Below are 22,424 nucleotides of genomic sequence, written 5' to 3'. Positions count from 1 at the left end.
GGATGGACCGGCCGGTGCCCGTGTGCTTACCTTGGGCGACGGTGTGGGTGACGCGTGGTCTACGGCGGGAGAGCGGCAGTTGGACGACGGCAGGGTGGTGGACGATCCACTCGCTCCACTCTTCTTTGTCAGCTATGCCATCATCAAACCGCCCCGACGCACTCCCGGCGGTCGGCGCGAGGCCAACATCAACGCCCTGCGGCTCTTCTCCGAGCTGTCGATACACGTGAACGCCCTGGTGAGCCGGCCGCCCGGTGCGGATCCCGGATTCATCGACCGGAACATGCGTGGCGGCGAGCGATGGACCCCGGACCTGCTGGAGGCCGCAGGGACCTGCCAGGTCTTCGTCGCGCTGCTCTCGCCGGCCTATCTGGACAGTGAGTGGTGCGCGATGGAGTGGAACCTCTTCGCCAGCCGCACCGTCGTTCGCCGCGACGGCCGGCCCAGCAACGAAACCTGCATCCTGCCGGTGAGTTGGACCCCGGCGGACTCCTGCGAGCCGCCCAACTACGTCCAGCGGTTCTCCCCGGACGGCACCCCGGACGAGGACCTGGTGCCGACCTACCATCAGGAGGGCCTCTACGGACTACTGTCGATGAAGGACCCGTCGAGCGACGTGGTGCTCTGGAAACTCGCGCAGCGCATCGTCGAACTGTCCCGATCGCATTGGGTCGAGCCGCGGATCCTGACCGAACCCGGCGGACTCGCCCGGAACTTCTCCAGGAGCGGCAGATGACGGGGGTCGGCGCGGCGGCACCGGTGGCGATCGACAACGGCACCTACTTCTTCCTCAGCTACGCCCACTCCGCACCGATGCTGGAGGATCCCCGACTGGATCCCGACAAGTGGGTCAGGGTCTTCTTCGACGACCTGTCGGCGGAGATCCGCAGCCGGATCTCCGCCCCGGACGACCGGCGGGTCGGCTTCTTCGACGCACAGCTGCACTCCGGCGCGGACTGGGAGGAGGCGCTGACCGCGGCGCTCGGCAGCACGCAGGTCTTCGTACCCCTCTACTCGCCCGCCTATCTCAGCAACTCCTGGCCGCTGGGCGAACTGGAGTCGTTCCGCCGCCGGTTGAAGGCGTCCCCGATCGCCGAGAAGTACCGGCACATCGTTCCGGTGCTCTGGATCCCGCTGCCGTCCTGGGCGCAGAGTGCCGAGACCCGCGAAGCACTCGAACTCGCCGGTGACGTCCCCGAATACGCCGAGAACGGGCTGCGGGCGCTCTGCATGCTCGCCAGCTACCGCCCGGCGTACGAGCAGATCCTGTACCGGCTCGCGACGGAGGTCACGCAGATCGCGCAGCGGTACCCGCTGCCGCCCTCCCTGGTGCCCAGGGTCGCCGAGGCGCAACACACCTCGCTGGCGGAGGCGCAGTTCGTGGTCGTCGTCGCCGCGCCGACCCTGGCCGAGGCGCCGGCCGGCCAGGAGTCCGGGGTCTACACCGAGCGGAGCGAGCAGTGGCGCCCGTTCGGGCGGGAGCAGGCGCTACCCGCCGCGAAGTACGTGGCCAGCACGGCCGAGCGGCTGGGGCTGGCCACCTACATAACCAGCTTCGCGGACGCTGGTGACGCGATGGTCCGCTGCCCCTCGGTCCTGCTCATCGACCCGTGGGTGGTCGGCGACAGTGCCGGTGAACACGACCTGGCGCTCGTCCTCAAGCGCCTGCCCCGGTGGGTGATCCCGCTGGTGGTGCTGAACGAGGAGGATCAGCACAACGTGACCGCCGGCGCCCGGTTCGCCGATCGGGTCGCCCGGATGCTCGGCGTGGCGAACCGGCCCGCGGCGAAGCAGGTCGGCCAGCTCTCGGAGTTCGTGGAGATCATGCCGGAGCTGGTGACCGAGGCACGCCGGCAGTACCTCAAGAACGCCCCCGTCCTCCCGCCGGACCGGCCGCGGGTCCGGCGGCCGCAGCTCGGTCGCCCCGAACCGTCGGGCGATGTCCCGCAGGCACAGATGAGGAACGATGACTGACGAACGCAACGGCCAGGTGGTCACGTTCTACTCGTTCAAGGGCGGCACCGGCCGGACGATGGCGCTGGCCAACGTGGCCTGGATCCTCGCCGCGAACGGCAAGAAGGTTCTGGTCGCGGACTGGGATCTCGAATCTCCCGGCCTGCACCGGTTCTACCACCCGTTCATCGACCAGAGCGTGCTGGGCGGCACCGGCGGGGTCATCGACATGATCCGCGGCTTCGAGACCCAGGCCTCGGCGAAGGACCCCGACGGCGTGCCGGTGACCCGTTCCCTGCCGGCGGGCTGGGAGGCGGAGTTCGCCCAGGTACGGCACTTCGCCTTCTCGCTGAACTACACCTTCCCGGGTGGCGGCAGCCTGGACTTCCTCTCCTCGGGCCGGCAGAACCAGGACTACGTCCCCGGTATCACGGGACTGGACTGGGACGTCTTCTACGACCGGCTGGGTGGGGCGGCGTTCATCGACGCGCTCCGCGAGGACATGCGGCGCAACTACGACTACACGCTTATCGACAGCCGGACCGGGCTGAGCGACGTGGCGAGCATCTGCACCATTCACCTGCCGGATGTGCTGGTCGACTGCTTCACCCTGAGTGACCAGGGCATCGAGGGTGCGGCACGGGTCGCCCGGGACGTCACCGAGCGGTACGTCAACCGGCGGCGGATCCGGGTGCTGCCGGCTCCGATGCGAGTCGACCCGGCCGAGCAGGACAAGGCGAACGCCGGACGTGCGCTCGCCATGCACCGGTTCGCCGGCCTGCCCGCCGGGCTCAGCGAGGGCGACCGACGGGACTACTGGGCCGAGGTCGAGGTGCCCTACGTCGCCTACTACGCGTACGAGGAGACGCTGGCGACCTTCGGCACCGACCGGGTGATGCTCTCGGCGTACGAGCGGCTCAGTTCGGCGATCACGGAGGGCGCGGTCCGGTCGCTGCCTCGGATGGACGACGTGCTGCGGGACCGGCTGCGCTCCCAGTTCGAGCGCAAGAGGTTCCTGCCGAAGGGCGAGATCCTGCTGCGGTACTCCCCGAGGGACAAGGTCTGGGCAGAGTGGATCGAGCGGATCCTCGGGCCGGCCGGGATCCGGGTCGCCGACGTCTGGCCACGAACGGCGGGGCTGGGACGGGACGCCACGCCGACCCGTACCCTGACCATCGTCTCGAACGCCTACACGGAGAGCGCGCCGGACTCCCTGCCGCCGGCGGAGGTCCCCGGTTCGGGTGCCCCGCTTGCGGTGTACATCGACGACGTCAGACCGCTGCCCGAGTTCCTGCCGGAGACGTCGGTCTACCTGGCCGGGGTGACGCGGCCGAGTGACGCCGTGGCGAGCGTGCTGCGGCTGGTCGGCCGGGTGGCGTCGGCCGGCGAAGACGCCGGTGCGGTCTCCGGGGCCCGCTACCCGGGCACCGGACCGGAGCTGCAGAAGACTCCGATCGCCAACCGGCAGTTCACCGGGCGGGACGACAATCTACGCACGCTGCGGCAAATGCTCAGCTCCGGCACCAGCCGCGGATATTCGCTGGTCGCGCTCCGCGGCCTGGGCGGTGTCGGCAAGAGCCAGATCGCCCTGGAGTACACCCACCGGTTCCGGACGGCGTACGACCTGGTGTTCTGGATCGAGGCCGATCCGCAGATCTTCATCGACGCCCAGCTCATCGAACTCGGCGAGCGAATGGGCCTGCCCGAACAGGCCAATGTCTCGGCCGCCATCCGCCAGGTGCTCGACACGCTGGTCCGCGGCGACCGGTACCCGCGCTGGCTGCTGGTCTTCGACAACGTCGCCGACTACCGGGAGATCGAGCACTTCCTGCCGCAGGGCGGGCGCGGCCACATCATCCTCACCGCCCGGGAGAAGACCTGGGAGGAGGGCGCGGAGACGATCGAGATCAACCCGTTCAGCCGGGCCGAGAGCATCGAGCAGCTTCAGCGCCGGGCGCGCCGCATCTCCCACCGGGACGCCGACCGGGTGGCCGAGGCGCTCGGCGACCTGCCGATCGCGCTGGCCCCCGCCGGTGCCTACCTGGACGACAGCGGCATCAGCGTGGACGACTACCTGGTGCAGTTGGCCGAGCAGGGTCCCGGGCTGGACATCTGGGGCCCGTCCCTGGACCGGCTCAGGCAGGACTCGCCGGGCGCCTACCGGCTGCTGGAAATCTGTTCGGTGCTGTCGGCGAAGGTCTCCATCGAACTGATCAACAGCCAGGGAATCGGTAGGCTGTTGCGACAGGCGGACCCGTCGGTGCAGAGCCGGGCCGGCGGCGCGGCACGGCTGATCCAGCGGAACAACAAGCTGGCCCTGCTGCGGCTCGACAACCGTTCCGATCAGATCGAACTCCACCGTCTGCTGCGGGACGCCGTCCAGCGGCGGATGACCAGCCAGGAACAGCAGACCATCCGGCAGCAGGTGATCAGTGCCCTGGCTGCGGCCCGGCCGGAGACCGAGGTGGACGCTGCGGAGAACTGGGACCGTTTCCAGTTGCTCTGGCCGCACCTGGAGGAGTCCGAGGAAGCCATGCGGGCGGCGCTCGACTCCGACGACCCGGCCGTGCTGGACCTGCTGGTCGAGCGGGTCCGCTACATCTGGCTACGGGGCGTCCTCGGCCAGGCACGCGAGATGGCAGAACGGATCCTCAAGGCGTGGACCGACCGGGTCGAGGCCAGCACGGACCCGGCCGAGCGGGAGATGCTGCGCCCGCCGCTGTTGCGGTTGCGGTTCAACTTCGGCAACATCCTCCGCTCGCAGGGCCACTTCGAGCGGGCACACGAGTACGACGAGGCGACCCTCGCAGAGCAGCGGGAACTGCTCGGCGATACCGACGAAGACACGTTGATGACCGCCGGCAGTCTCGCCGCCGACCTGCGTGGTCTGGGCCGGTACGGCGAGGCGCTGGCCCGGGACCAGCAGACGTACCGGCTGTGGTTGCGGGAGTTCGGCGAGGAGTACCAGCGCACGCTCGCGGCCCTGAACAACCTCGCCGTCTCGATGCGGCTGACCGGCAACATCCGGGAGGCGCAGCGGCTCGACGATCAGGTCTACGAGCGCCGCCGCAGGGCGCTGGGCCGCAACAACCAGTGGACGCTCGCCTCCGCCGTCAATCTCGCCCGCGACCTGCGGGAGTCCGGGGACTACCAGCGGTCGCTGAACGAGTCGGAAAGGGCGCTGGAGGACTACCAGAAGCTCTCCGGGCCAAACGCTTTGGCCACGCTGAACGCCCAGGTGAACCTGGCGGTGGCGCTGCGTACCGTCGGCCGGGCGGTCGAGGCGGGCCGGCTGCTCGACGCCGCGTACGACATGCTGCGGACGACGTTCGGCGACGACAGCCCGCACACGCTGGCGGCCCAGCTGAGCCGGGCGACGAACCGGCTGTCGTTGCACCAGGCCGCCGAGGCCGAGAAGGAACTGCGGGCGGTGCAGGCGGCCTACCGGAAGCTGCTCGACAGCCGCCACCCGCACATCCTGATCTGCGAGAACAACCTGTCGGCGGCGGCCCGGGCGAGAGACGACCGGAAGTCCGCCCTCAGGTCAGCACAGCTGGCCGTGACCGGGCTGGGCGGGACGCTGCAGCCGGAGCACCCGTTCCTGCTCGCCGCGCAGATGAACCTGGCGGTGGCCAGGGCCGAGACCGGTGATCTCACCGGGGCGCAGGAGCTGATGGAGAACCTGCACAAGCTGATGCGCACAGCGCTCACCCCGGACCACCCGGACACCCTGCGTGCTGCGGCCAACCTGGCCCTGGTGCGGAACATGCGCGAGCCGGACTCCGGCTCCGAGGAGTTCGAGGTGGTACTGGCGGAGCTGAGCGGGCGGCTCGGTGACAGTCACCTGGATGTGCACGCCCTCGGTCGGCGCAAGTTGCTTGGCCGGGTGCTCGACCCGCACCCATTCTGACCGGCGACGAATGCCGTCCCCGTGCGTCCGGACCCGTCCCGTGCGTCGGACCCGTCCCCGCCCGACCGTGGTCCGGCCGACTGTGAGCCGGTCGCAGGTGAGCGGGTCGGGCGTGGCCTGGTCGGGCGTGCGTGGGCGGGCGGGCGCGGGTCGGCGGGTGGACCGGCCGGGTCAGGACGGACCGGCCGGTCGGACGTCGACCAGTGCCGGCTGGGGAGCGGCGAGCCAGGCGAGGATGTCCGGCAGGATCTGCACGGCGGCGAAGTGCCCCACCCCGGGCTGCACGTCGACCTCCGCGTGCCGGATCTGCGATTGGAGCCACCGGGTGTGCGCCACCGGCGAGAAGGTGTCCTCGGCGCCGTGCCAGAGCCGGACCGGCACCTCGATCGACGAGAGGTCGAAGCCCCAGTCCCGGCTGAGTGCCAGCGCGTCGTCGATCCATCCACCGGCGCCGAACCGGACCGCCTCCGCGTAGCTCTCGGTCAGTAGGCGGCGCAGTGCGACATCCTCGACCACGCTGCGGTCGGCGGCGCTCAACTCGCCGTCGATGAAGCTGACGACGCTCGACGGGTCCCGCCTGGTGCGATCGGCCCGAATGGTCAGCGACTCGACAAGCCTGCGCCGGTCGGCCATCGCCTCCCGGTACGCCTGGACGTTGGAGGGGGCCATGCCGTCGTACCAGTCCAGGCCGGCGGCGTCGGAGGGAGCCGGGGAGACCAGGACCGCGACCCGGGCCAGCCGGCCGGTGAACAGCGGGCTCGCGGCGCAGGCGAGGGCGTGTGGTCCGCCACCGGACCGGCCCACGACGGCGAACTCGTCCAGTTCCAGATGATCGGCGATCGCTTGCACGTCCAGTGCGGCATCGATGACGCGGCGGCCGGGGTGGCGGGTGGACCTGCCGTAACCGGGCCGGTCGTAGCAGATCAACCGGATGCCGAGGAGGTGGAGGATCATACCCCGGGGCTTCGGGCCGCTGCGGCTGCCGGGCATGCCGTGCATCAGGAAGACGGGGAATCCGTTCGTGTCACCCGAGGTCTCGACAGCGAGGATGCGGTCGTCCAGTGCGACGTCCCACTCAGTCGGCCGCTCCTGTGACACTCTGTGCCCTCCTGTCGAACCTCCTGGAGGGCGGCGTGGAGGGGCACCAGCACACACCGCCCCGGCTGAGGCTCCCCTCGCCCCACCATCATGGGACTGATTTCTGAAGAGAATCAGCGTACCGCTTTATGAGGTATGTCACCAGCAGCCGGGAGGGAACCCCCGGCGGGCTCGACTCGGCCGGCGGTGCCGTCGGTCGTTGCTGACCAGCGGAGTCGTGCCGGTCGGCGCATCACCCGGTGGGCCTGCCACACCGCCTCCACGCCGCCCTCACACCGCGTCCGCGCCCCCGCGACGCAGCGGACCGGCATGAAGGGCAGGTTCCGGGACCGCACCCCACGTGTCTGGCGATGCGGTTGCTGGGTAATCGCGCACAACAGATCTATCTGGGTCAGTGCCGCTATCGCGGCCAATCTGCCATGCCCGCGCACGGACCGGTAGGTCGTCACGTCAGCAGGCGTCGTCTCCGCGCCGCCGGCATGAATCTGGTGCTGCTCTCCCTGCCAGGGCCGCCGCCAGCCGGTCCCGCGCCCGTACCTGTGCAGCGATCCGCTCGTCGAGCACCGCCAGCCGATCCAGCGCGATCTGGATACCCCGGTCGGACGGCGACGCGGCCGTCACATCGCCGTCCAGGCAGGGCAGGAACGCCTGTACGTCGTCGAGGGTGAGGCCGGCGAGGAGCAGGTGGCGGATGTTGCGTACCCGGGTCACCGCGTCTGCGGAATAGACGCGGTAGCCGTTGTGCGCCCGCTCCGAGGTGATCAGCCCTGCCCGCTCGTAGTGCCGCAACGCGCGCGGCGTCACACCCGTGGCCTGCGCCAACTCGCCGATCCGCATCTGGCCCACCTCCAGACGCAGTCCTATCACGCGACCACAGCACCACCGTCGACCGGCAGCACGACCCCGGTGACGAACGACGCCTGCGGCGCGGCGAGCTGGGTGATCATCCACGCCACTTCGTCCGGGCGGCCGATCCGTCCGAGCGGTGTGTGGGCGCGCTGCCACGCGCGTACCTCCGCTATCTGTTCGGCCGACAATCCCTGGTGCTCGCCGATCGGGGTGTCGATCGCACCCGGGGCCACCGCGACCACGCGTACGCCCCGAGGGGCAAGTTCGACCGCCCAACTGCGGGTGAGTACCTCCAGGCCGGCCTTTGTCGCCGCGTACACCGAGTTGCCGGGCCAGGCCCGTTGACCGACCGACGTGCTCACGTTCACGATCACGCCGCCCTCGGCGGGCAACGCCTGCAGCGCCGCCTGCGCCAGCATCGTCGGCGCGACCAGGTTCGTCGCGACCAGTCGCGCGATGTCCTCGGGGGTGAGGGCGCCCAACGTGCCGCTGCGGACTATCGCCGCGTTGTTGACGAGTACGTCCAACCGGCCGTACCGATCCCGGACCGCCCGTACGATCTCCTCCGCCGCGCCCTCGGTGGTGACGTCGGCGACCAGTGGGCGGATGCCGTCGTGGCCGGCGGCGGTCTCCGCCAGCGGCGCCGCGCGACGGCCGACGGCCAGCACCCGTGCCCCCTGGTCGGCGAAGCGGCGCGCGGTGGCTCGACCGATGCCCGTGCCGGCGCCGGTGACGACGACCACCTGCTCCCGAACCGGCCTCCGGTCCTGGCCCGGCTTCTGGTCCTGGGGTGGGTGGTCCTGGGTGGAAATGTTCATGCGGGGATCCTGAAACCCTGTCGCCAACGGCAAGGTCAAGTCGCCCCGGTCGCCGGCCGCTCCGCCGAACCTGCCCGGGGCTCCGGCCGGCGCCACGCGGTCGCAGCCGCTGCTCGGTCATCATGAACGCATGCCTCTGTTGGTCGCACCGGCCCTGCCCGCCGACTCGCTGCGCGCGATGCGCCAGCCCCGGCTCGCCGCCGACGGCGGGCTGACCCTGCGGCCGTGGCGCGCGGACGACGCCGCCATCGTGCGGGCCGCCTTCGACTGCCCGGAGATCCAGCGGTGGCACCTGCGCCGGATGGACAGCGACGCCGAGGCGCGGGACTGGACGGCCCAGTGGCCGGCCCGCTGGGCGGCGGAGTCGGACGCGAGCTGGGCCGTCGTCGAGGGGTCCGCCGACCGGCCGGTCGGTCAGGTCGGGCTCCGCAGCGTCTCGCTGGTCGAGGCGACCGCCGAACTGTCGTACTGGGTGCTGCCCGGTGTGCGGGGCGGCGGTGTGGCCGGGCGGGCGGTCTCGGCGCTGACCCGGTGGAGCTTCGACGTGCTGGGCCTGAACCGTCTCGTACTGCTGCACTCCGCGCTGAACCTCGCCTCCTGCCGGGTGGCCGGCAAGGCGGGTTACCACACCGAGGGGGTGCTGCGGCGGGCCATGCTGCACACGGACGGGTGGCACGACGTACACCTGCACGCCCGGCTGCGCGACGAGGGTGACGACGCGGTCACCTCGGCGGCCCGTACCCGGTCAGCGCGGCGGTGACTCGAAGAGGCCGGCCGAGCATCCCATCTCACCCGGTTGCAACGAGTTGCGGTTGTATCCGGGCGACACGATGGCACCGGCGGGCGACCTGACCAGGAGCAGACACTCCCGCTCGGCGGGTACGCCCACGGCGGCGACGAACCAGCCGTCGCGCCGGGCAACGTCGATGGAGACGTACTCCTCGGGGAAGGCCGCCCGCACCGCGCTGTCCAGCGTGGCCGGCGTGGCCGCGCGCAGCGCCGTGGAGAGCCGGTCGTGCGCGTCGTTCGGCAGCCGCTGGATCGGCGAGGCGCTCGGCTTCGGTAGGACCGTTGCCGTCGGGCAGTCGACCTCCTGGTGGGCGGTGTAGCTGTACATCTGGAGTTGGTAGCGGTAGCAGTGGGTGGCCTGGCCGGCCGGGTGGCCGTCGTCGGCGAAGCCGGTGGGCAGCCTCTCCTCCACTGCCACCTCGATGCGTACGTCGATGGTGGCCCGCTCGCTGCCGCTGACCCGTCCGGACCATCGCAGCGGCGCGAGCCGGGCGGTCCAGCTCTCACCCTGCGTCTGGGTGGAGATCTCGGTCGCGGCGATGTGTTCGGCGCCTCGAACCCGATCGCGGTACCCGAGGCGCTCGCTCAGAAGTTGCGCCTGCTGCTCCGCGACGATCTGGGGCAACGGGCGGTCGTCACCGCGTTCGGCGCAGCCGGTCGACGCCACGACGACTGGTAGCACCGCGAGGCCCAGACCCAGGCCGCCGTACCACGCACGCCGTCGCCGCGGGCCGCGGTTGCCGCTCGGTGCCGGCGCGGGGACCGGAGACCGGCGTTCGATCACCTGCGTCACGACTCTGATGCCTCCCCGTCTCGTTGCCGGGAATTCTCGCGCTCCCGCCCCGCTGGGGCATCGGTATGCGTACTCAGCGTCGCGTGCCGGCCGCGAGACTCCGCCGACACGGCGTACCCCGCCGATGCCCGGCTGGAGTGGCGGCCGTCGGGAGATGTCGGTAGGTGCGGGCAGAATCGTCTTCGTGCTGGTGGCGGTGGTCCGGGACGAGGACGGCGACGGAGGTCTCCTCCGACCGCTGCACCCGGACGGCCGTCCCGCCGGCCCGGCCGAGCGGGTCGCCGACCTCGGCGCGGCGGTCGCCGCCCGGGAACGGGCCGACCGGCCCCGCTGGGTCTGGGCCTCCACCGCAGCGATCTATCCGCGGCTGCTGCGTCAGGGGCACCGGGTGGAGCGCTGCCACGACATCGAGCTGACCGAGGCACTGTTGCTCGGCCACGACGGCCGTTGGGGAGAACCGCGTGGCTTGGCCGCCGCGTGGGCCCGGCTTACCGGCGCACCGGTGCCGGCGGATCCGCCGCCCCGGGCCGCCGCGCCGCCCGGGGCGACCCAGGCCGCGCTCTTCGAGGTGGTCGCCGGGCCGCCACCGCTGGGCATCGACGCGCTGGTCCGGGTCTACGCCGACCAGCAGGCCCGGGTCGCGGCGACGCCGCATCCCGGGCGGTTCCGGCTGCTGGTCGCGGCCGAGTCGGCGGGTGCGCTGATCGCCGCCGAGATGAGCGCGGCGGGGCTGCCGTGGCGGGCCGACGTGCACGACGCGCTGCTGGTCGAGTTGCTCGGCGAGCCGTCGCCGGTGGGCGGACCGCCGCGCCGGCTGGCGGAGCTCTCCGCGCGGATCGCCGCCGCATTCGGGGTACGCCAACTGCACGCCGAGTCGCCCGCCGAGCTGCTCCGCGCCTTCGCTCGGGCCGGTCACGACCTGTCGAGCACCCGTGCCTGGGTGCTGCGCGGTGTCGACCACCCGGCTGTTCCGCTGCTGCTCGAATACAAGGAGCTCTACCGGATCTGGACGGCGCACGGCTGGGCCTGGCGGGACGCCTGGGTCCGGGACGGCCGGTTCCGCCCGGAGTACGTTCCGGCCGGGGTGGTCTCCGGGCGGTGGGCGACCCGGGGCGGCGGCGCGTTGCAGATCCCGAAGGTGGTCCGGCGGGCGGTGCTGGCCGATCCGGGCTGGCGGTTCGTGGTCGCCGACGCCGGTCAGTTGGAGCCGAGGGTGCTGGCGGCGGTCTCCGGTGATGGCCGGCTCGCCGCCGCCGGTGGCGCGGGTGACCTCTACACCGCGCTGGCCCGGGACAGTTTCGGTGGTGACCGGGCGCGGGCCAAGCTGGCCCTGCTCGGCGCGATGTACGGCCAGACCGGCGGCGAGGCGATTCCCGCACTGGCGGTACTGCGCCGCAGTTATCCGACCGCCTTCGAGTACGTCGAAGCGGCGGCCCGGACCGGCGAGGGCGGCGGGCTGGTCCGGTCGTGGTTGGGGCGTACCTGCCCACCCGCCTCGATTTCGGTACGGGAGTCGGAGGAGGGGGAGGGGGCGGTGGTGGAGTCGGCCGACGTCGACCCGTTCGGGCCGCGCGCCCGGGCCGCCGCTCGGGCCCGGGGCCGGTTCACCCGCAACTTCGTCATCCAGGCGACGGCGGCGGAGTGGGCGCTGACCCTGCTCGCCGGGCTGCGCAACGGGTTGGCCGGGCTCGGTGTCGAGCCGGGGGCGGGCCGCCCCGAACTCGTCTTCTTCCAGCACGACGAGGTGCTGGTGCACTGCCCCGCAGAGCAGGCCGAACAGGTGACGGCGCTGGTGCACGAGGCGGCGGCGCAGGCCGGGCGGCTGCTTTTCGGCGAGACGCCGGTGCGGTTCCCGCTGGACGTCTCGGTGGTGGACTGCTACGCAAATGCGGCATAGTTGCGAATTGGTCCGATTCGTGCCGATACCTGAGTGCCGTCCGCTCGTTGGGACCGTTGTGCGCGCGGCGGGGGTCGCGCGACCGGCGGAAGGTGACAGCGCTGAGTCGGATCGCAGGAATGATCATCGCCGCGGGCGGGGGACGCCGGATCGGCGGCCCGGAGGCGTTGCTGCACCAGGGGGAGCGACCCCTGGTGAACCAGGTACTCGACACGATGCGGGCGGCGGGCTGCGGGCCGCTGGTCGTGGTCCTCGGGGCCGCGGCCGAACAGGTACGGGCCACCGCCGACCTCACCGGGGCGACGGTGGTGGTGAACCGCTCCTGGGGTACCGGGATCGGCTCGTCGATCCGGCTCGGCCTGGACGCCGTACCGGACAAGCGGATCGAGGCGGTAGTGGTGGTACCGGTGGACATGCCGGGGCTGACCGAGGCGGCGGTACGCCGGGTGGCGGCGCTGCCGTATCCGGAGGCCCTGGTCTGCGCCACCTACGACGGGTTGCGCGGCTATCCCATGCTCTTCGGTCGCCGGCACTGGGCCGGGATCGCGGCGCTGGCCAACGCCGACGTCGGAGCCCGCCCGTACCTGATGGCCCACAAGGACGAGATCGTCGACATCGCCTGTGACACGGTGGCGGACGGCAGCCGGGCGAACACCCCGGAACTGCTCGCCGCCTGGGGGTTGAGCGTCCCGGTCCCGGCCCAACGGGTAGCCGTCTGATCCGGATGGTGCCGCCGCGACCGTCGTGGCGGCACCACCGGTTTCGGGCTCGGCGCCGCTGGTCGGGATCAGACCTCGATGTTGAAGCGCTCCAGGACGGAGGGCGCGACCAGGCCGACCGCCGAGAGGATCGAGATCACCGTGAAGGCGCCGCGCAGTACGACCGTCTCCACCTTGCCGCCCACCTTCACGGCGATCTTGTTCGGGATGCCGATCATCATCCACATTCGCCGCTTGATCGGTATCGGCCAGAGGATCGGCACGCCGTTGCTGGTGATGATGTCGCCCATGATGTGCACGAAGCAGCCGACCCCGACCGCCAGCCCCAGCATCGGATAGCCCCGGTCACCGGGCAGGTGCAGGAAGGTGAAGTAGGCCGCCGCCAGCGACACCAGGGTCACGATCACCCAGCCGGCCCGCTTGGCCCACTCGTCGAAGAGCCCGCGCAGCGCCAGGCCGATCATGAAGAAGAGGATGCCGATCACGGCCCACTTGCCGTACGCGGTGCAGAGTGCGGTGGTGCCCCAGCCGACCAGGAAGGTGAACGGCAGCGTGTGGGTCAGCGTACGGTGGCCGTTGTTGCGGTGCGGATCCTTGCTCAGCTTGGTCGCGTGGTAGACGCCGAGGGAGATCTTCTCCATCACCTCGGCGAAGAAGAGCGACACCACGCCGAAGGTACGGGCGACTGTCGCGCCGCCCTGGTTGCGGGTGACCTTGCCGGACATGTCGAGGTCGGGGAAGAGCGCCCCGCCCGCGCAGACCGCCGTGCCGACCGCGATCGCCAGCGGCGACTGCTCGTAGCCGGCGAAGTAGTCCAGTCCCCAGGACCCGGCCAACCAGACCGCGGCACCGGACAGCGCATGGGATGGCCCCATCATCGTCGTGCATCCTCCCCCTGGGTACATCCCGCACGGCTGGCGACACTGTGCCAAACCGGAGATCGCTAGGCAATCACCGTTTGATCCACAGTGCTGTCACCGACGTCACGGTCCACTTCACCGCCTCTCCGTGCCGTGGTCAAACGCGTGTTCGATTCGGAACGCCGGGCAGGTCAGCCGGGATGTCAGCAGGTGCGCGCAGGACTGCTCCCGGTGCCCGCGCCGACCCTCGGAAACCTTGTCGGCAACCGGACTCCGGCGTGTCGCGGCGGAGTCCGGTCGCCGACGACGCGGGGACGCCCTCAGCCGGGGACGCCCTCAGCCGGGGACCTTCTCAGCCGACCGACCGGAAGCTGGTCTGCACCATCCGCAGGTAGCTCCGGTTGACGCCCCAGTCGAACTCGCGGGTCAACCACGAGACGGTGTACGCCCGCTTCGTCGACGTGTTGATCAACATCCGGGCGGCGTGCACCCGGACGCCGTGCGGAGTGGTCCACCGGCACTCCCAGATCGCACCGCCGCCCCGGACGTCGAGTGGCCCGATGTCCACCTGCTCGTACCCGGTCAGCAGGCCGGCGCTGGTCAGCCGCCGTTCCTCCGCGCGCCAGTACAGCTCGCCGTCCCGGGTCACCGGGGTACTGGGATCGATGGTGATCATCCGTCCGGTCCCGGCCACCGGTTCGCGGAAGCAGACCACCCGGCCATCGGTGTAGTGGCGCCAGCCGACAGGTACGGCGATCTGGAATCCGGCCGCGTCGGTGTACCAGGTCCAGTGCTTGATGAGCCCGAGCCGTTCGTTCGACGGCGGGTCCGGTGCGGCGGTCACCGGCACGGTCCGGTCGGACGGCGGCGCACACGGGAAGGCGCGGGCCATCTTCGCCGTCGGTCGACTGCCCAACGCGGCCGGCGGGGTCTCGCCGACCCGCTTGGCCCGCAGCGTCAACGCGGTGCCCAGCGCGGCCAGCAGGGTCAGGGCCAGCGCGGTGGCTCCGATCCGCGAGATCCGCCCGCCGATACGCCGTCGGCGGCGGTCGCGGCCCGGCGGTTCCGGTCGGTCGGGATCCCGTCGCGGCTCCGGGCCGCGCCGCGCACCCCGGACCGGGTGCGGCAGCCGCCCCGCCCTCCGCCGCACTCGCGCCGGGCCGGCTGGACCGGTCGGTTCCGGCCGGCCGCCGGGGTCGATCGGCGGGCCGGAACCGGCCCCGGAGTTCGGCCCGGCCCGCCGGTCCGGCCGGCCGCGACCGTGCGGCTGCACCGGCCAGGCGGCACGCTGGTTCGACTGCGGGCGCCAGTCCGGCTGGGCCCGCCGGTTCGGCTGCGCACGCTGGTTCGGCGACCGTCGGCCGGTCGGTCGGCGACCGTCGGCCAGGGCCTCGTCCGGGGAGGGCTTGCCGGCGTCCGGCGGCCGGCGGGCCAGACCACGGGTCAGGGCGAGCGGGTACCGGCCGGCGCGGGGCGGCGGATCGGTGATCCGACGCAGCATCGGTTCCACCTGGTCGGCGGTCAGCCGCTGGGTGGGATCGCGCCGGAGCAGCCCGGCCAGCACCGGGCGGAGTGGACCGGCCAGCCGGGTCGGATCCGGCGGCGCGACCGCCAGCGCGGTGAGCGTGGCCATCGTGGTCGACCTGTGGTACGGCGACCGGCCCTCCACCGCCGCGTACAGGGTGGCGCCCAGCGACCAGAGGTCGGACTCGACCGTCGAGGAGCCGTCGGCAGCCCGCTCCGGCGAGACGTACTGCGGTGAACCGATCACCACGCCGTCCCGGGTCAGCGCGCCGTCTCCACCGTCCACAGTGGCCAGTCCGAAGTCGGTGAGCACCACCCGGCCGTCCCCGGCCATCAGCACGTTGTGTGGTTTGACGTCTCGGTGCAGCACCCCGCAGCCGTGCGCGGCGCGCAGCGCGGCCAGTACCGCCAACCCGACCTGCGCGGTACGCACCGGCGACAGCGGGCCGTCCGCCTCCAGCACCTGCTGGAGCGAGCGGGACGGGACGTACTCCATCACGATCCACGGGGAGTCGTCCTCGTTCACCACGTCGTAGATCTGCACCACGTTGGGGTGGTTGAGGCGGGCCGCGATCCGCGCCTCCCGTAGCGTCCGGCGGCGCACGTCAGCGCGCTCGTCCGGACTCATCCAGTCGGGCGGCACCACCTGCTTCACTGCGACCGGACGGCGCAGCATCTCATCGTGGGCCAGCCAGACCCACCCCATCCCGCCGATGCCGATGGTGCGCAACAGCAGGTAACGATCGGCGATCCGCTCCTGATACACCGTCCGCGTCCCCTCTGATACCCGCCGTACACGATAGCGAGCAGAGGGTGTTCCTCGCATCAACTCTCGCGCATGTACACCACCCGAAATCGGTGCTCGACGGGCATCCTGCCGCGGCTCAGCAGGCGGCGCCGTCGACGGCCAGCAGGTTCCCCTCGGGTACGACGATCCGCCCCGGCCCGCCTCCGGCCCGGGTACGCGGGGCCGGGCCGGCCTGCGCGGCGCTGGCGTAGACGGCGGCGGTCCGGGCGGCGATGCTCGCCCAGCCGTACCGCTCGGCGACCATGGTGCGGGCCCGGCGGGCCACCCGGCGGGCGAAGACCTCGTCGCCGAGGAGGGAGTCGACGGCGCCGGCCAGCGCGTCCGGGTCGCTGTGCGGGAAGGTCACCCCGGTCACCCCGGGCTCGACGATCTCGGCCAGCCCACCGGTGGCGGCGACCGCCAGCGGCGCCCCGGCGGCAGCCGCCTCCAGGGCCACCATCCCGAACGGCTCGTAGAGGCTCGGCACCACGGTGGCGTCGGTGGCGGCCAGTATCGCCGGCAACTGCCGCTCGGTCATGAACCCGGCGAAGCGTACGCTGCGCTCCAGTCCGAGCCGGTGCGCCTGGTCCTGCAACTCCTGCCGGTACGGCCCGTCCCCGGCGATCACCACCCGCAGTTCCGGGTGCCGCTCCCGCAGCCTCGGTACGGCGTGCACCAGGTGCTGTACGCCCTTCTCGTAGACCAGCCGGCCGGCGAAGCCGACCAGTGGCCCGTCCCCGGCGTACCGTTTGCGGGCGGCGGCGACCGCCCGGGGCCGGGCGGACCAGGCCCGGTCGTCGACCCCGTTCGGCACCACCTCGACGTGCCCCTCCGGCAGCCCGAACAGCGAATTCACCTGGTCGCGCATGTAGCCGGAGCAGGTGATCACCCGGTGCGACTCGTGGCCGAGCCAGTGCTCGACCGAGTGGATGGTCCGGTTCATCTCGTCCGGCAGCCAGCCCTGGTGCCGGCCGGCCTCGGTGGCGTGGATCGTGGTGACCAGCGGGATGTCCAGGTGGTCGGCGAGGGTGATCGCGGTGTGCGCGACCAGCCAGTCGTGCGCGTGGATCACGTCGTAGTCACCGTTGCGGGCGGCCCGCAGGGCGGTCCGGGTCAGCGTGTGGTTGAACGCCATCGTCCAGGCCAGCAGGCTCGGGGTGGCCAGCGGGAAGCCGACCGGATCCTCGGGGGCGCGCAGCACGTGCACGCCGTCGGCGTACGCCTCCATCGGGGCGCCCTCGCCGTGTCGGGTGACCACGGTGACCTGGTGCCCGGCGGTGGCGAGCGCGGTGGCCAGCGCGTGCACGTGCCGGCCGAGCCCGCCGACCAGCACCGGCGGGTACTCCCAGGAGAGGATGAGCACCTTCAGCGGGCGGGCAGCGGGGAAGTTGATGACCTCGGCGTTCGGTGACATGGCCCGGCCCCCTTTGAGTTGATAATCACGCAGACGCGTAGAGACACCTGTTACGGGTGCCTACGCGTCATTGGGTTGGGGCCAATACTGCCGGTGTCGGGAAAACCGGTGAAGACGTGCCCGTTGCCGGTATGTAACGCCGCCCGGTCAGTTCCGCCGTACCCGTAGAAGTTCCGCCACCGACCAGGCCTGGAACGGTGCTCCGGTGGCCCCGTGCGGCGCCGCCCCGTCGGCGGTCTCGCTCACCGAGCCGAGCCCGTACTCCGGCAGGTGCGCCTCCAGCCCGGCGAAGAGCTGGTCGACCGGCAGCCCGGCCCGGCGGCAGGCGTCGGCGTACGGGCCGATCAGCCAGGGCCAGACGGTGCCCTGGTGATAGCCGGAGTCCCGCTCGGCCGGGCCGCCCCGGTGCCGGGGCAGGTAGCCGGGGCTGTCCGGGGCCAGACTGCGCGGCCCGAGCGGGGTGAGCAGGGCCGCGCCGACCCGGCGCAGCGCCACCGGATCGGGGTCGAGCGGCGCGTGTGGCAGCGACCAGGCGAGCAGCTGGTTGGGGCGGAGCAGGTCGTCGTCGTGCCGCTCGTCGGCGCCCCGGGGATAGGCCGGCGCCGGGGCGTCGACGACGTCGTGGAGCCAGCCGCTCGGGGCCGGGAAGCGGCGCCGGAACGCCGCCCGGGCCCGCTGGTGCGCCGCCGGGGCGGCTCCGGCGTCCTCGCCGAGTAGTCCGGCCAGCTCGGCGATCGCCGCCAGCCCGTTGATCCAGAGCGCGTTCACCTCGACCGGCTTGCCGGCCCGCTGGGTCACCGGCTCGCCGTGCACCCGGGCGTCCATCCAGGTCAGCGCCTCCCCGGGGCTGCCCTGGGTGAGCAGCCCGTCGGCCGGGTCGGCCACGATGCCGTACCGGGTGCCCCGCAGGTGGCCGTCGACCACGCCGCGCAGTGCCGGCAGCAGCTCGGCGGCGAGGTCGGTGTCCCCGGTGACCGCCACGTGCCGGGCCACCGCGTGCAGGAACCACAGCGTCCCGTCCACGGTGTTGTACTCCACCCGCCCGGTGTCGGCGGTGTTCGCCAGCATCCCCTCCGAGAGCGTCCCCGCGTACGCCCGGAGCAGGTCCCGCCCCTCGTCCGCCCGGCCGGTGCCGAGAAAGAGCCCCTCGTACGCGATCATCGTGTCCCGGGACCAGGCGCCGAACCACGGGTAGCCGGCCACCACGTCCGGCCCGGTGTCGGTGTCGACCACGAAGGCGTCGGCGGCCAGGGTCAGCGTCGCCGCCACCGCGTCGGCCGGAGCGCCGGCCGCCACCACCCGGCGGTTGCGCCGCCGGGCCGCCTCGATCACCTCGTCGGCCGGCGGCGGCTCCTCGGCCAGGTCGCCGGCCCAGGCGAGCACCGAGACGCTGTCCCCGGGGCGGTCGAGCGCCCCGCTGAACCGGCCGGCACACCAGAGGTCCTCGTCCGGGGTGAGTCCCCGGGCCGACTCCTCCCGGTGGTGCACCCCGTGCCACCACCGACCCTCGACCACCCACTCCGGTCCGGCCAGCCGGAACGCGTCCTCGACCACCGCACCGCCGGCCACCGGCTCCACCTTCGGGGCCGGCCCGTCGGCGCGCCGCTCGGCGTGCCCGTCCCGCCAGGTGACCGCCGCGGCCAGGCTGAGCCGGGCCGGGCCGCCGGAGACCAACCGGTGCCGGACCGCCAGGCAGGACCTGCCGTACGCCATCGCCAGCTCGCGCTCCAGCACCAGGTCGCCGATCCGCCACCGCCAGCGCGGCAGGCCGTCGATCAGGTCGAAGCGTTCCAACAGCTCGAAGCCGCGCGGGTCGACGTCGCCGGAGCGCCACTCGTGCGCACCGAGCCGGACCACCGCGCCGGAGGGGAGCAGCAGTTCCGGGTCGAGGCTGACCAGCCCGAGCTGGCGGGCCGCCGGGGTCTGGCCGGCCACCATCAGCAGCCCGTGGTACCGCCGGGTACGCAGCCCGCTCACGGTGCCCATCGCGTACCCGCCGAGGCCGTCGGGGAGCAGCCACTCCCGGTCGACGCCGGCCTTTAGGTGACCGCAGACCCGCGGCCCGAACTCGATCGGCACCATGGCGCCCATGATGCCCGCTCGGCCGACCCGGCACACCGGCGGCGGTGACGGTCACCGCGATCGTTGGCCGGCTGCGCCGGGACCGATCACAATGATCGGAAGGATGACCGCAGGGAATCGGTCGGATGACGGACGGGAGTCGGATGGACGACGGGCAGGACGCGGAGCGTACCGGAATGGATCCGGAGCGTGCCCGGCTGGCCGAGGCCGATGCCGGCGGCGAGCCGTGGCGGGCCTGGGGACCCTACCTGGCCGAGCGGGCCTGGGGCACGGTCCGGGAGGACTACAGCGAGCACGGCACCGCCTGGGACTACTTCCCGCACGACCACGCCCGGTCCCGCACCTACCGGTGGAACGAGGACGGGATGGCCGGGGTCTGCGACGAGTGGCAGACCTTCTGCTTCGGCCTGGCGCTCTGGAACGGCGTGGATCCGATCCTGAAGGAGCGGATGTTCGGGCTCGGCGGTGACGGCGGCAACCACGGCGAGGACGTCAAGGACTACTGGTGGTACCTCGACTCCACCCCGACGCACTCGTTCATGCGCTGGCGCTACCACTACCCGCAGGCCGCGTTCCCCTACGACGAACTGGTCGCGGTCAACGGCGCGCGGGGCCGGGACGAGGTCGAGTACGAGCTGGTCGACACGGGGATCTTCGACGACGACAGGTACTGGGCGGTCACCGTCGACTACGCCAAGGCGTCCCCGACCGACATGTGCATCTCGATCACGGCGGCGAACCGGGGCGACGCGGCGGCCACCCTGCACGTGCTGCCCTCGCTCTGGTTCCGCAACACCTGGTCCTGGGGGCTGCCCGGCCGCGACCAGGTGCCGAGGCTGCACGGCACCCCAGGCCGGCTGGTCGGCGAGCACTGGGTACTCGGCCAGATCGTGCTACAGGGCGACGGCGAGCCGGCGGCGCTGGTCTGCGACAACGAGACGAACACCGAGCGGCTCTGGGGGCTGCCGGGTCGCAGCGCGTACCCGAAGGACGGCATCAACGACCACGTGGTCAACGGCGCCGACACGGTCAACCCGGCCGGGGTGGGCACCAAGGGGGCCTTGCACTACGTGCTGGAGGTACCGGCCCGGGGGGAGGCGACGATCAAGCTCCGGCTCACCCGGACCGCCCCGCCGCCGGCCAGCGAGCCGGCGCCCCCGCTCGACCTCGGCGCCGAGCACGACGCGGTGATGGCGACCCGGCGGGCCGAGGCGGACGAGTTCTTCGCCCGGCTGATCCCGGACGGCGCCTCCGCACAGGAGGCGCTGGTGGTCCGGCAGGCGATCGCCGGGCTGATGTGGGGCAAGCAGTTCTACCACTTCGACGTGCAGCAGTGGCTGACCGGTGATCCGGCCGCCGCGCCGCCGCCGGACGGGCACCGGTACGGCCGGAACAGCTCCTGGCGGCACATGAACAGCTTCGACATCATCTCGATGCCGGACCCCTGGGAGTATCCCTGGTACGCCGCCTGGGACCTGGCGTTCCACTGCGTCACCATCGCCCGGGTCGATCCGGGGTTCGCCAAGGCGCAACTGCTGTTGCTGCTCCGGGAGTGGTACCTGCACCCGAACGGGCAGATCCCGGCGTACGAGTGGGCGTTCGGCGACGTGAACCCGCCGGTGCACGCCTGGGCGGCGCTGAAGGTCTTCGAGATCGACGGTGGCCGGGACTTCGACTTCCTGGCCCGGATGATGCACAAGCTGCTGCTGAACTTCACCTGGTGGGTCAACCGCAAGGACATCGGCGGCAACAACGTCTTCGAGGGCGGCTTCCTCGGGCTGGACAACGTCGGCCCGTTCGACAGGTCGGCCGCGCTGCCGGTGGCCGGGGTGCTTGAGCAGTCCGACGGCACCGGCTGGATGGCCATGTACGCGCTGAACCTGCTCGACATGGCGTTGATCCTGGCGGTGCACGACCCGACGTACTCGGACATCGCGACGAAGTTCTTCGAGCACTTCGCGTACATCGCGGCGGCGGCCTACGACGCAGGGCTCTGGGACGAGGAGGACTGCTTCTTCTACGACGTGCTGCGGCTGCCGGACGGGACCAGCCGGCCGCTGAAGGTCCGCTCGGTGGTCGGACTGCTGCCGCTGGCCGCGATCACCCGGCTGACCACCGTGACGTTGAACCGGCTGCCGGAGTTGACCGCCCGGCTGCGCTGGTTCCTGGCGAACAAGCCGGAGTACGCCCGGGTGATCGGGGGCCGGCGGCTCGGCGGGGACGGGCGGCAGCAGCGGCTGCTCTCGATGGTCGGCCCGGACCAGGTGGTACGGCTGCTCGCCCGGATGCTTGACGAGGAGGAGTTCCTCTCCCCGTACGGGCTGCGTACGCTCTCCAAGCGGCACCTGGAGCGGCCGTTCACGGTGGAGTTGGGCGGGCAGGAGTTCACCGTCGGCTACGAGCCGGCCGAGTCGACATCGGGGCTCTTCGGTGGCAACTCCAACTGGCGCGGCCCGATCTGGATGCCCACCAACTTCATGCTGATCTCGGCGCTCCGGGACCACGCGGCCTTCTTCGGCGACGACCTGCTGGTCGAGTATCCGACCCGGTCCGGCAGCAAGCACACCCTGACCGAGATCGCCGACGACCTCTCCGCCCGGCTGATCGCGCTCTTCGTACCGGACGCCTGGGGGCGCCGGCCGATCTACGGCATCGCCGAACTCTTCCAGACCCATCCGGACTGGAAGGACCTGATCGCCTTTCCGGAGTACTTCCACGGCGACAACGGGGCCGGGCTCGGCGCCTGGCACCAGACCGGCTGGACGGCGCTGGTCGCCGACCTGATCCTGACCCTGCGCCGCTAGGCGGAACCGGGTCAGGTAACGGTCGGGTCCGGTCCAGATGCCGACTGACCTGCTGTCGGTTACTGTCCGCCAAGATTCAAACACCCCTCGTAGTGTCCCGTTCAGCCGTTTTCCGGGGCGGTGTCGC

The 22,424-nt window shown here is 71.9% G+C and carries 15 protein-coding genes; 7 read left to right on the top strand and 8 right to left on the bottom strand.

Going from position 1 to position 22,424, the window contains the following annotated elements; genetic code table 11:
* Positions 1-79 precede the first annotated feature (79 nt).
* From CLT71_RS10325 to fxsT, 3 genes are read left to right on the top strand one after another with little or no spacing between them, the layout of a single operon-like run.
* Positions 80-736, top strand: a complete 657-nt coding sequence (locus CLT71_RS10325; protein WP_101366921.1) for a TIR-like protein FxsC — start codon at positions 80-82, stop codon at positions 734-736.
* Positions 733-1,974 carry a TIR-like protein FxsC gene (locus CLT71_RS10320; protein ID WP_101366920.1) on the top strand — a complete coding sequence of 414 codons (1,242 nt, stop codon included), beginning with the start codon at positions 733-735 and terminating at the stop codon, positions 1,972-1,974. The genes CLT71_RS10325 and CLT71_RS10320 overlap by 4 nt, the downstream gene beginning before the upstream one ends.
* Complete coding sequence (gene fxsT / locus CLT71_RS10315; protein ID WP_101366919.1) at positions 1,967-5,863, top strand: FxSxx-COOH system tetratricopeptide repeat protein; 3,897 nt, start codon at positions 1,967-1,969, stop codon at positions 5,861-5,863. The genes CLT71_RS10320 and fxsT overlap by 8 nt, the downstream gene beginning before the upstream one ends.
* A gap of 171 nt (positions 5,864-6,034) precedes the next feature.
* On the opposite strand, the gene CLT71_RS10310 is transcribed toward fxsT, so the two are convergent.
* The 3 genes from CLT71_RS10310 to CLT71_RS10300 form a co-directional block, all read right to left on the bottom strand.
* Positions 6,035-6,961, bottom strand: a complete 927-nt coding sequence (locus CLT71_RS10310) for an alpha/beta fold hydrolase (RefSeq protein ID WP_486483185.1) — start codon at positions 6,959-6,961, stop codon at positions 6,035-6,037.
* A 450-nt stretch (positions 6,962-7,411) separates the two neighbouring features.
* The gene (locus CLT71_RS10305) at positions 7,412-7,828 is read right to left on the bottom strand and encodes a MerR family transcriptional regulator (protein WP_486483184.1); all 417 of its coding nucleotides are present in this window, start codon (positions 7,826-7,828) and stop codon (positions 7,412-7,414) included.
* A complete protein-coding gene (locus CLT71_RS10300; protein ID WP_101366918.1) occupies positions 7,825-8,628 on the bottom strand; it encodes an SDR family oxidoreductase in 804 nt (267 codons plus the stop codon). The genes CLT71_RS10305 and CLT71_RS10300 overlap by 4 nt, the downstream gene beginning before the upstream one ends.
* Positions 8,629-8,758: 130 nt before the next feature.
* On the opposite strand from CLT71_RS10300, the gene CLT71_RS10295 reads away from it, so the two are divergent.
* On the top strand, positions 8,759-9,388 hold the full coding sequence (locus tag CLT71_RS10295; RefSeq protein WP_101366917.1) for a GNAT family N-acetyltransferase: 630 nt from the start codon (positions 8,759-8,761) through the stop codon (positions 9,386-9,388).
* Here CLT71_RS10295 and CLT71_RS10290 read toward each other — a convergent pair.
* Positions 9,374-10,042: a hypothetical protein gene (locus tag CLT71_RS10290; protein WP_486483183.1), complete on the bottom strand. Its 669-nt coding sequence runs from the start codon at positions 10,040-10,042 to the stop codon at positions 9,374-9,376. The genes CLT71_RS10295 and CLT71_RS10290 overlap by 15 nt on opposite strands.
* Positions 10,043-10,364: 322 nt before the next feature.
* Between CLT71_RS10290 and CLT71_RS10285 the strand changes: the two genes are divergently transcribed.
* Complete coding sequence (locus CLT71_RS10285; protein ID WP_101366916.1) at positions 10,365-12,107, top strand: bifunctional 3'-5' exonuclease/DNA polymerase; 1,743 nt, start codon at positions 10,365-10,367, stop codon at positions 12,105-12,107.
* A gap of 119 nt (positions 12,108-12,226) precedes the next feature.
* Positions 12,227-12,826: an NTP transferase domain-containing protein gene (locus CLT71_RS10280; RefSeq protein ID WP_101366915.1), complete on the top strand. Its 600-nt coding sequence runs from the start codon at positions 12,227-12,229 to the stop codon at positions 12,824-12,826.
* Between the two features lie 68 nt (positions 12,827-12,894).
* On the opposite strand, the gene CLT71_RS10275 is transcribed toward CLT71_RS10280, so the two are convergent.
* The 4 genes from CLT71_RS10275 to CLT71_RS10260 form a co-directional block, all read right to left on the bottom strand.
* Positions 12,895-13,704, bottom strand: a complete 810-nt coding sequence (locus tag CLT71_RS10275) for a metal-dependent hydrolase (RefSeq protein ID WP_101366914.1) — start codon at positions 13,702-13,704, stop codon at positions 12,895-12,897.
* A 334-nt stretch (positions 13,705-14,038) separates the two neighbouring features.
* The gene (locus tag CLT71_RS10270) at positions 14,039-15,976 is read right to left on the bottom strand and encodes a serine/threonine-protein kinase (RefSeq protein WP_486483182.1); all 1,938 of its coding nucleotides are present in this window, start codon (positions 15,974-15,976) and stop codon (positions 14,039-14,041) included.
* 118 nt (positions 15,977-16,094) lie between these two features.
* On the bottom strand, positions 16,095-17,411 hold the full coding sequence (locus CLT71_RS10265) for a glycosyltransferase family 4 protein (protein WP_101366912.1): 1,317 nt from the start codon (positions 17,409-17,411) through the stop codon (positions 16,095-16,097).
* 147 nt (positions 17,412-17,558) lie between these two features.
* The gene (locus tag CLT71_RS10260) at positions 17,559-19,493 is read right to left on the bottom strand and encodes a glycogen debranching enzyme family protein (protein ID WP_101371314.1); all 1,935 of its coding nucleotides are present in this window, start codon (positions 19,491-19,493) and stop codon (positions 17,559-17,561) included.
* 125 nt (positions 19,494-19,618) lie between these two features.
* On the opposite strand from CLT71_RS10260, the gene CLT71_RS10255 reads away from it, so the two are divergent.
* Positions 19,619-22,297: a trehalase domain-containing protein gene (locus CLT71_RS10255; protein WP_486483181.1), complete on the top strand. Its 2,679-nt coding sequence runs from the start codon at positions 19,619-19,621 to the stop codon at positions 22,295-22,297.
* Positions 22,298-22,424: the final 127 nt, after the last annotated feature.

Source organism: Plantactinospora sp. CNZ320 (genome assembly GCF_002846275.1).
This window is presented reverse-complemented; position numbering and strand designations above follow the sequence as displayed.

Coding starts and splice junctions, on each gene's coding strand:
- CLT71_RS10265 (WP_101366912.1), bottom strand. CDS start 17,411: ATGTCACCGAACGCCGAGGTCATCAACTTCCCCGCTGCCCGCCCGCTG.
- CLT71_RS10255 (WP_486483181.1), top strand. CDS start 19,619: ATGACGGACGGGAGTCGGATGGACGACGGGCAGGACGCGGAGCGTACC.
- CLT71_RS10320 (WP_101366920.1), top strand. CDS start 733: ATGACGGGGGTCGGCGCGGCGGCACCGGTGGCGATCGACAACGGCACC.
- CLT71_RS10275 (WP_101366914.1), bottom strand. CDS start 13,704: ATGATGGGGCCATCCCATGCGCTGTCCGGTGCCGCGGTCTGGTTGGCC.
- CLT71_RS10260 (WP_101371314.1), bottom strand. CDS start 19,493: ATGGTGCCGATCGAGTTCGGGCCGCGGGTCTGCGGTCACCTAAAGGCC.
- CLT71_RS10280 (WP_101366915.1), top strand. CDS start 12,227: ATGATCATCGCCGCGGGCGGGGGACGCCGGATCGGCGGCCCGGAGGCG.
- CLT71_RS10285 (WP_101366916.1), top strand. CDS start 10,365: ATGTCGGTAGGTGCGGGCAGAATCGTCTTCGTGCTGGTGGCGGTGGTC.
- CLT71_RS10295 (WP_101366917.1), top strand. CDS start 8,759: ATGCCTCTGTTGGTCGCACCGGCCCTGCCCGCCGACTCGCTGCGCGCG.
- fxsT (WP_101366919.1), top strand. CDS start 1,967: ATGACTGACGAACGCAACGGCCAGGTGGTCACGTTCTACTCGTTCAAG.
- CLT71_RS10300 (WP_101366918.1), bottom strand. CDS start 8,628: ATGAACATTTCCACCCAGGACCACCCACCCCAGGACCAGAAGCCGGGC.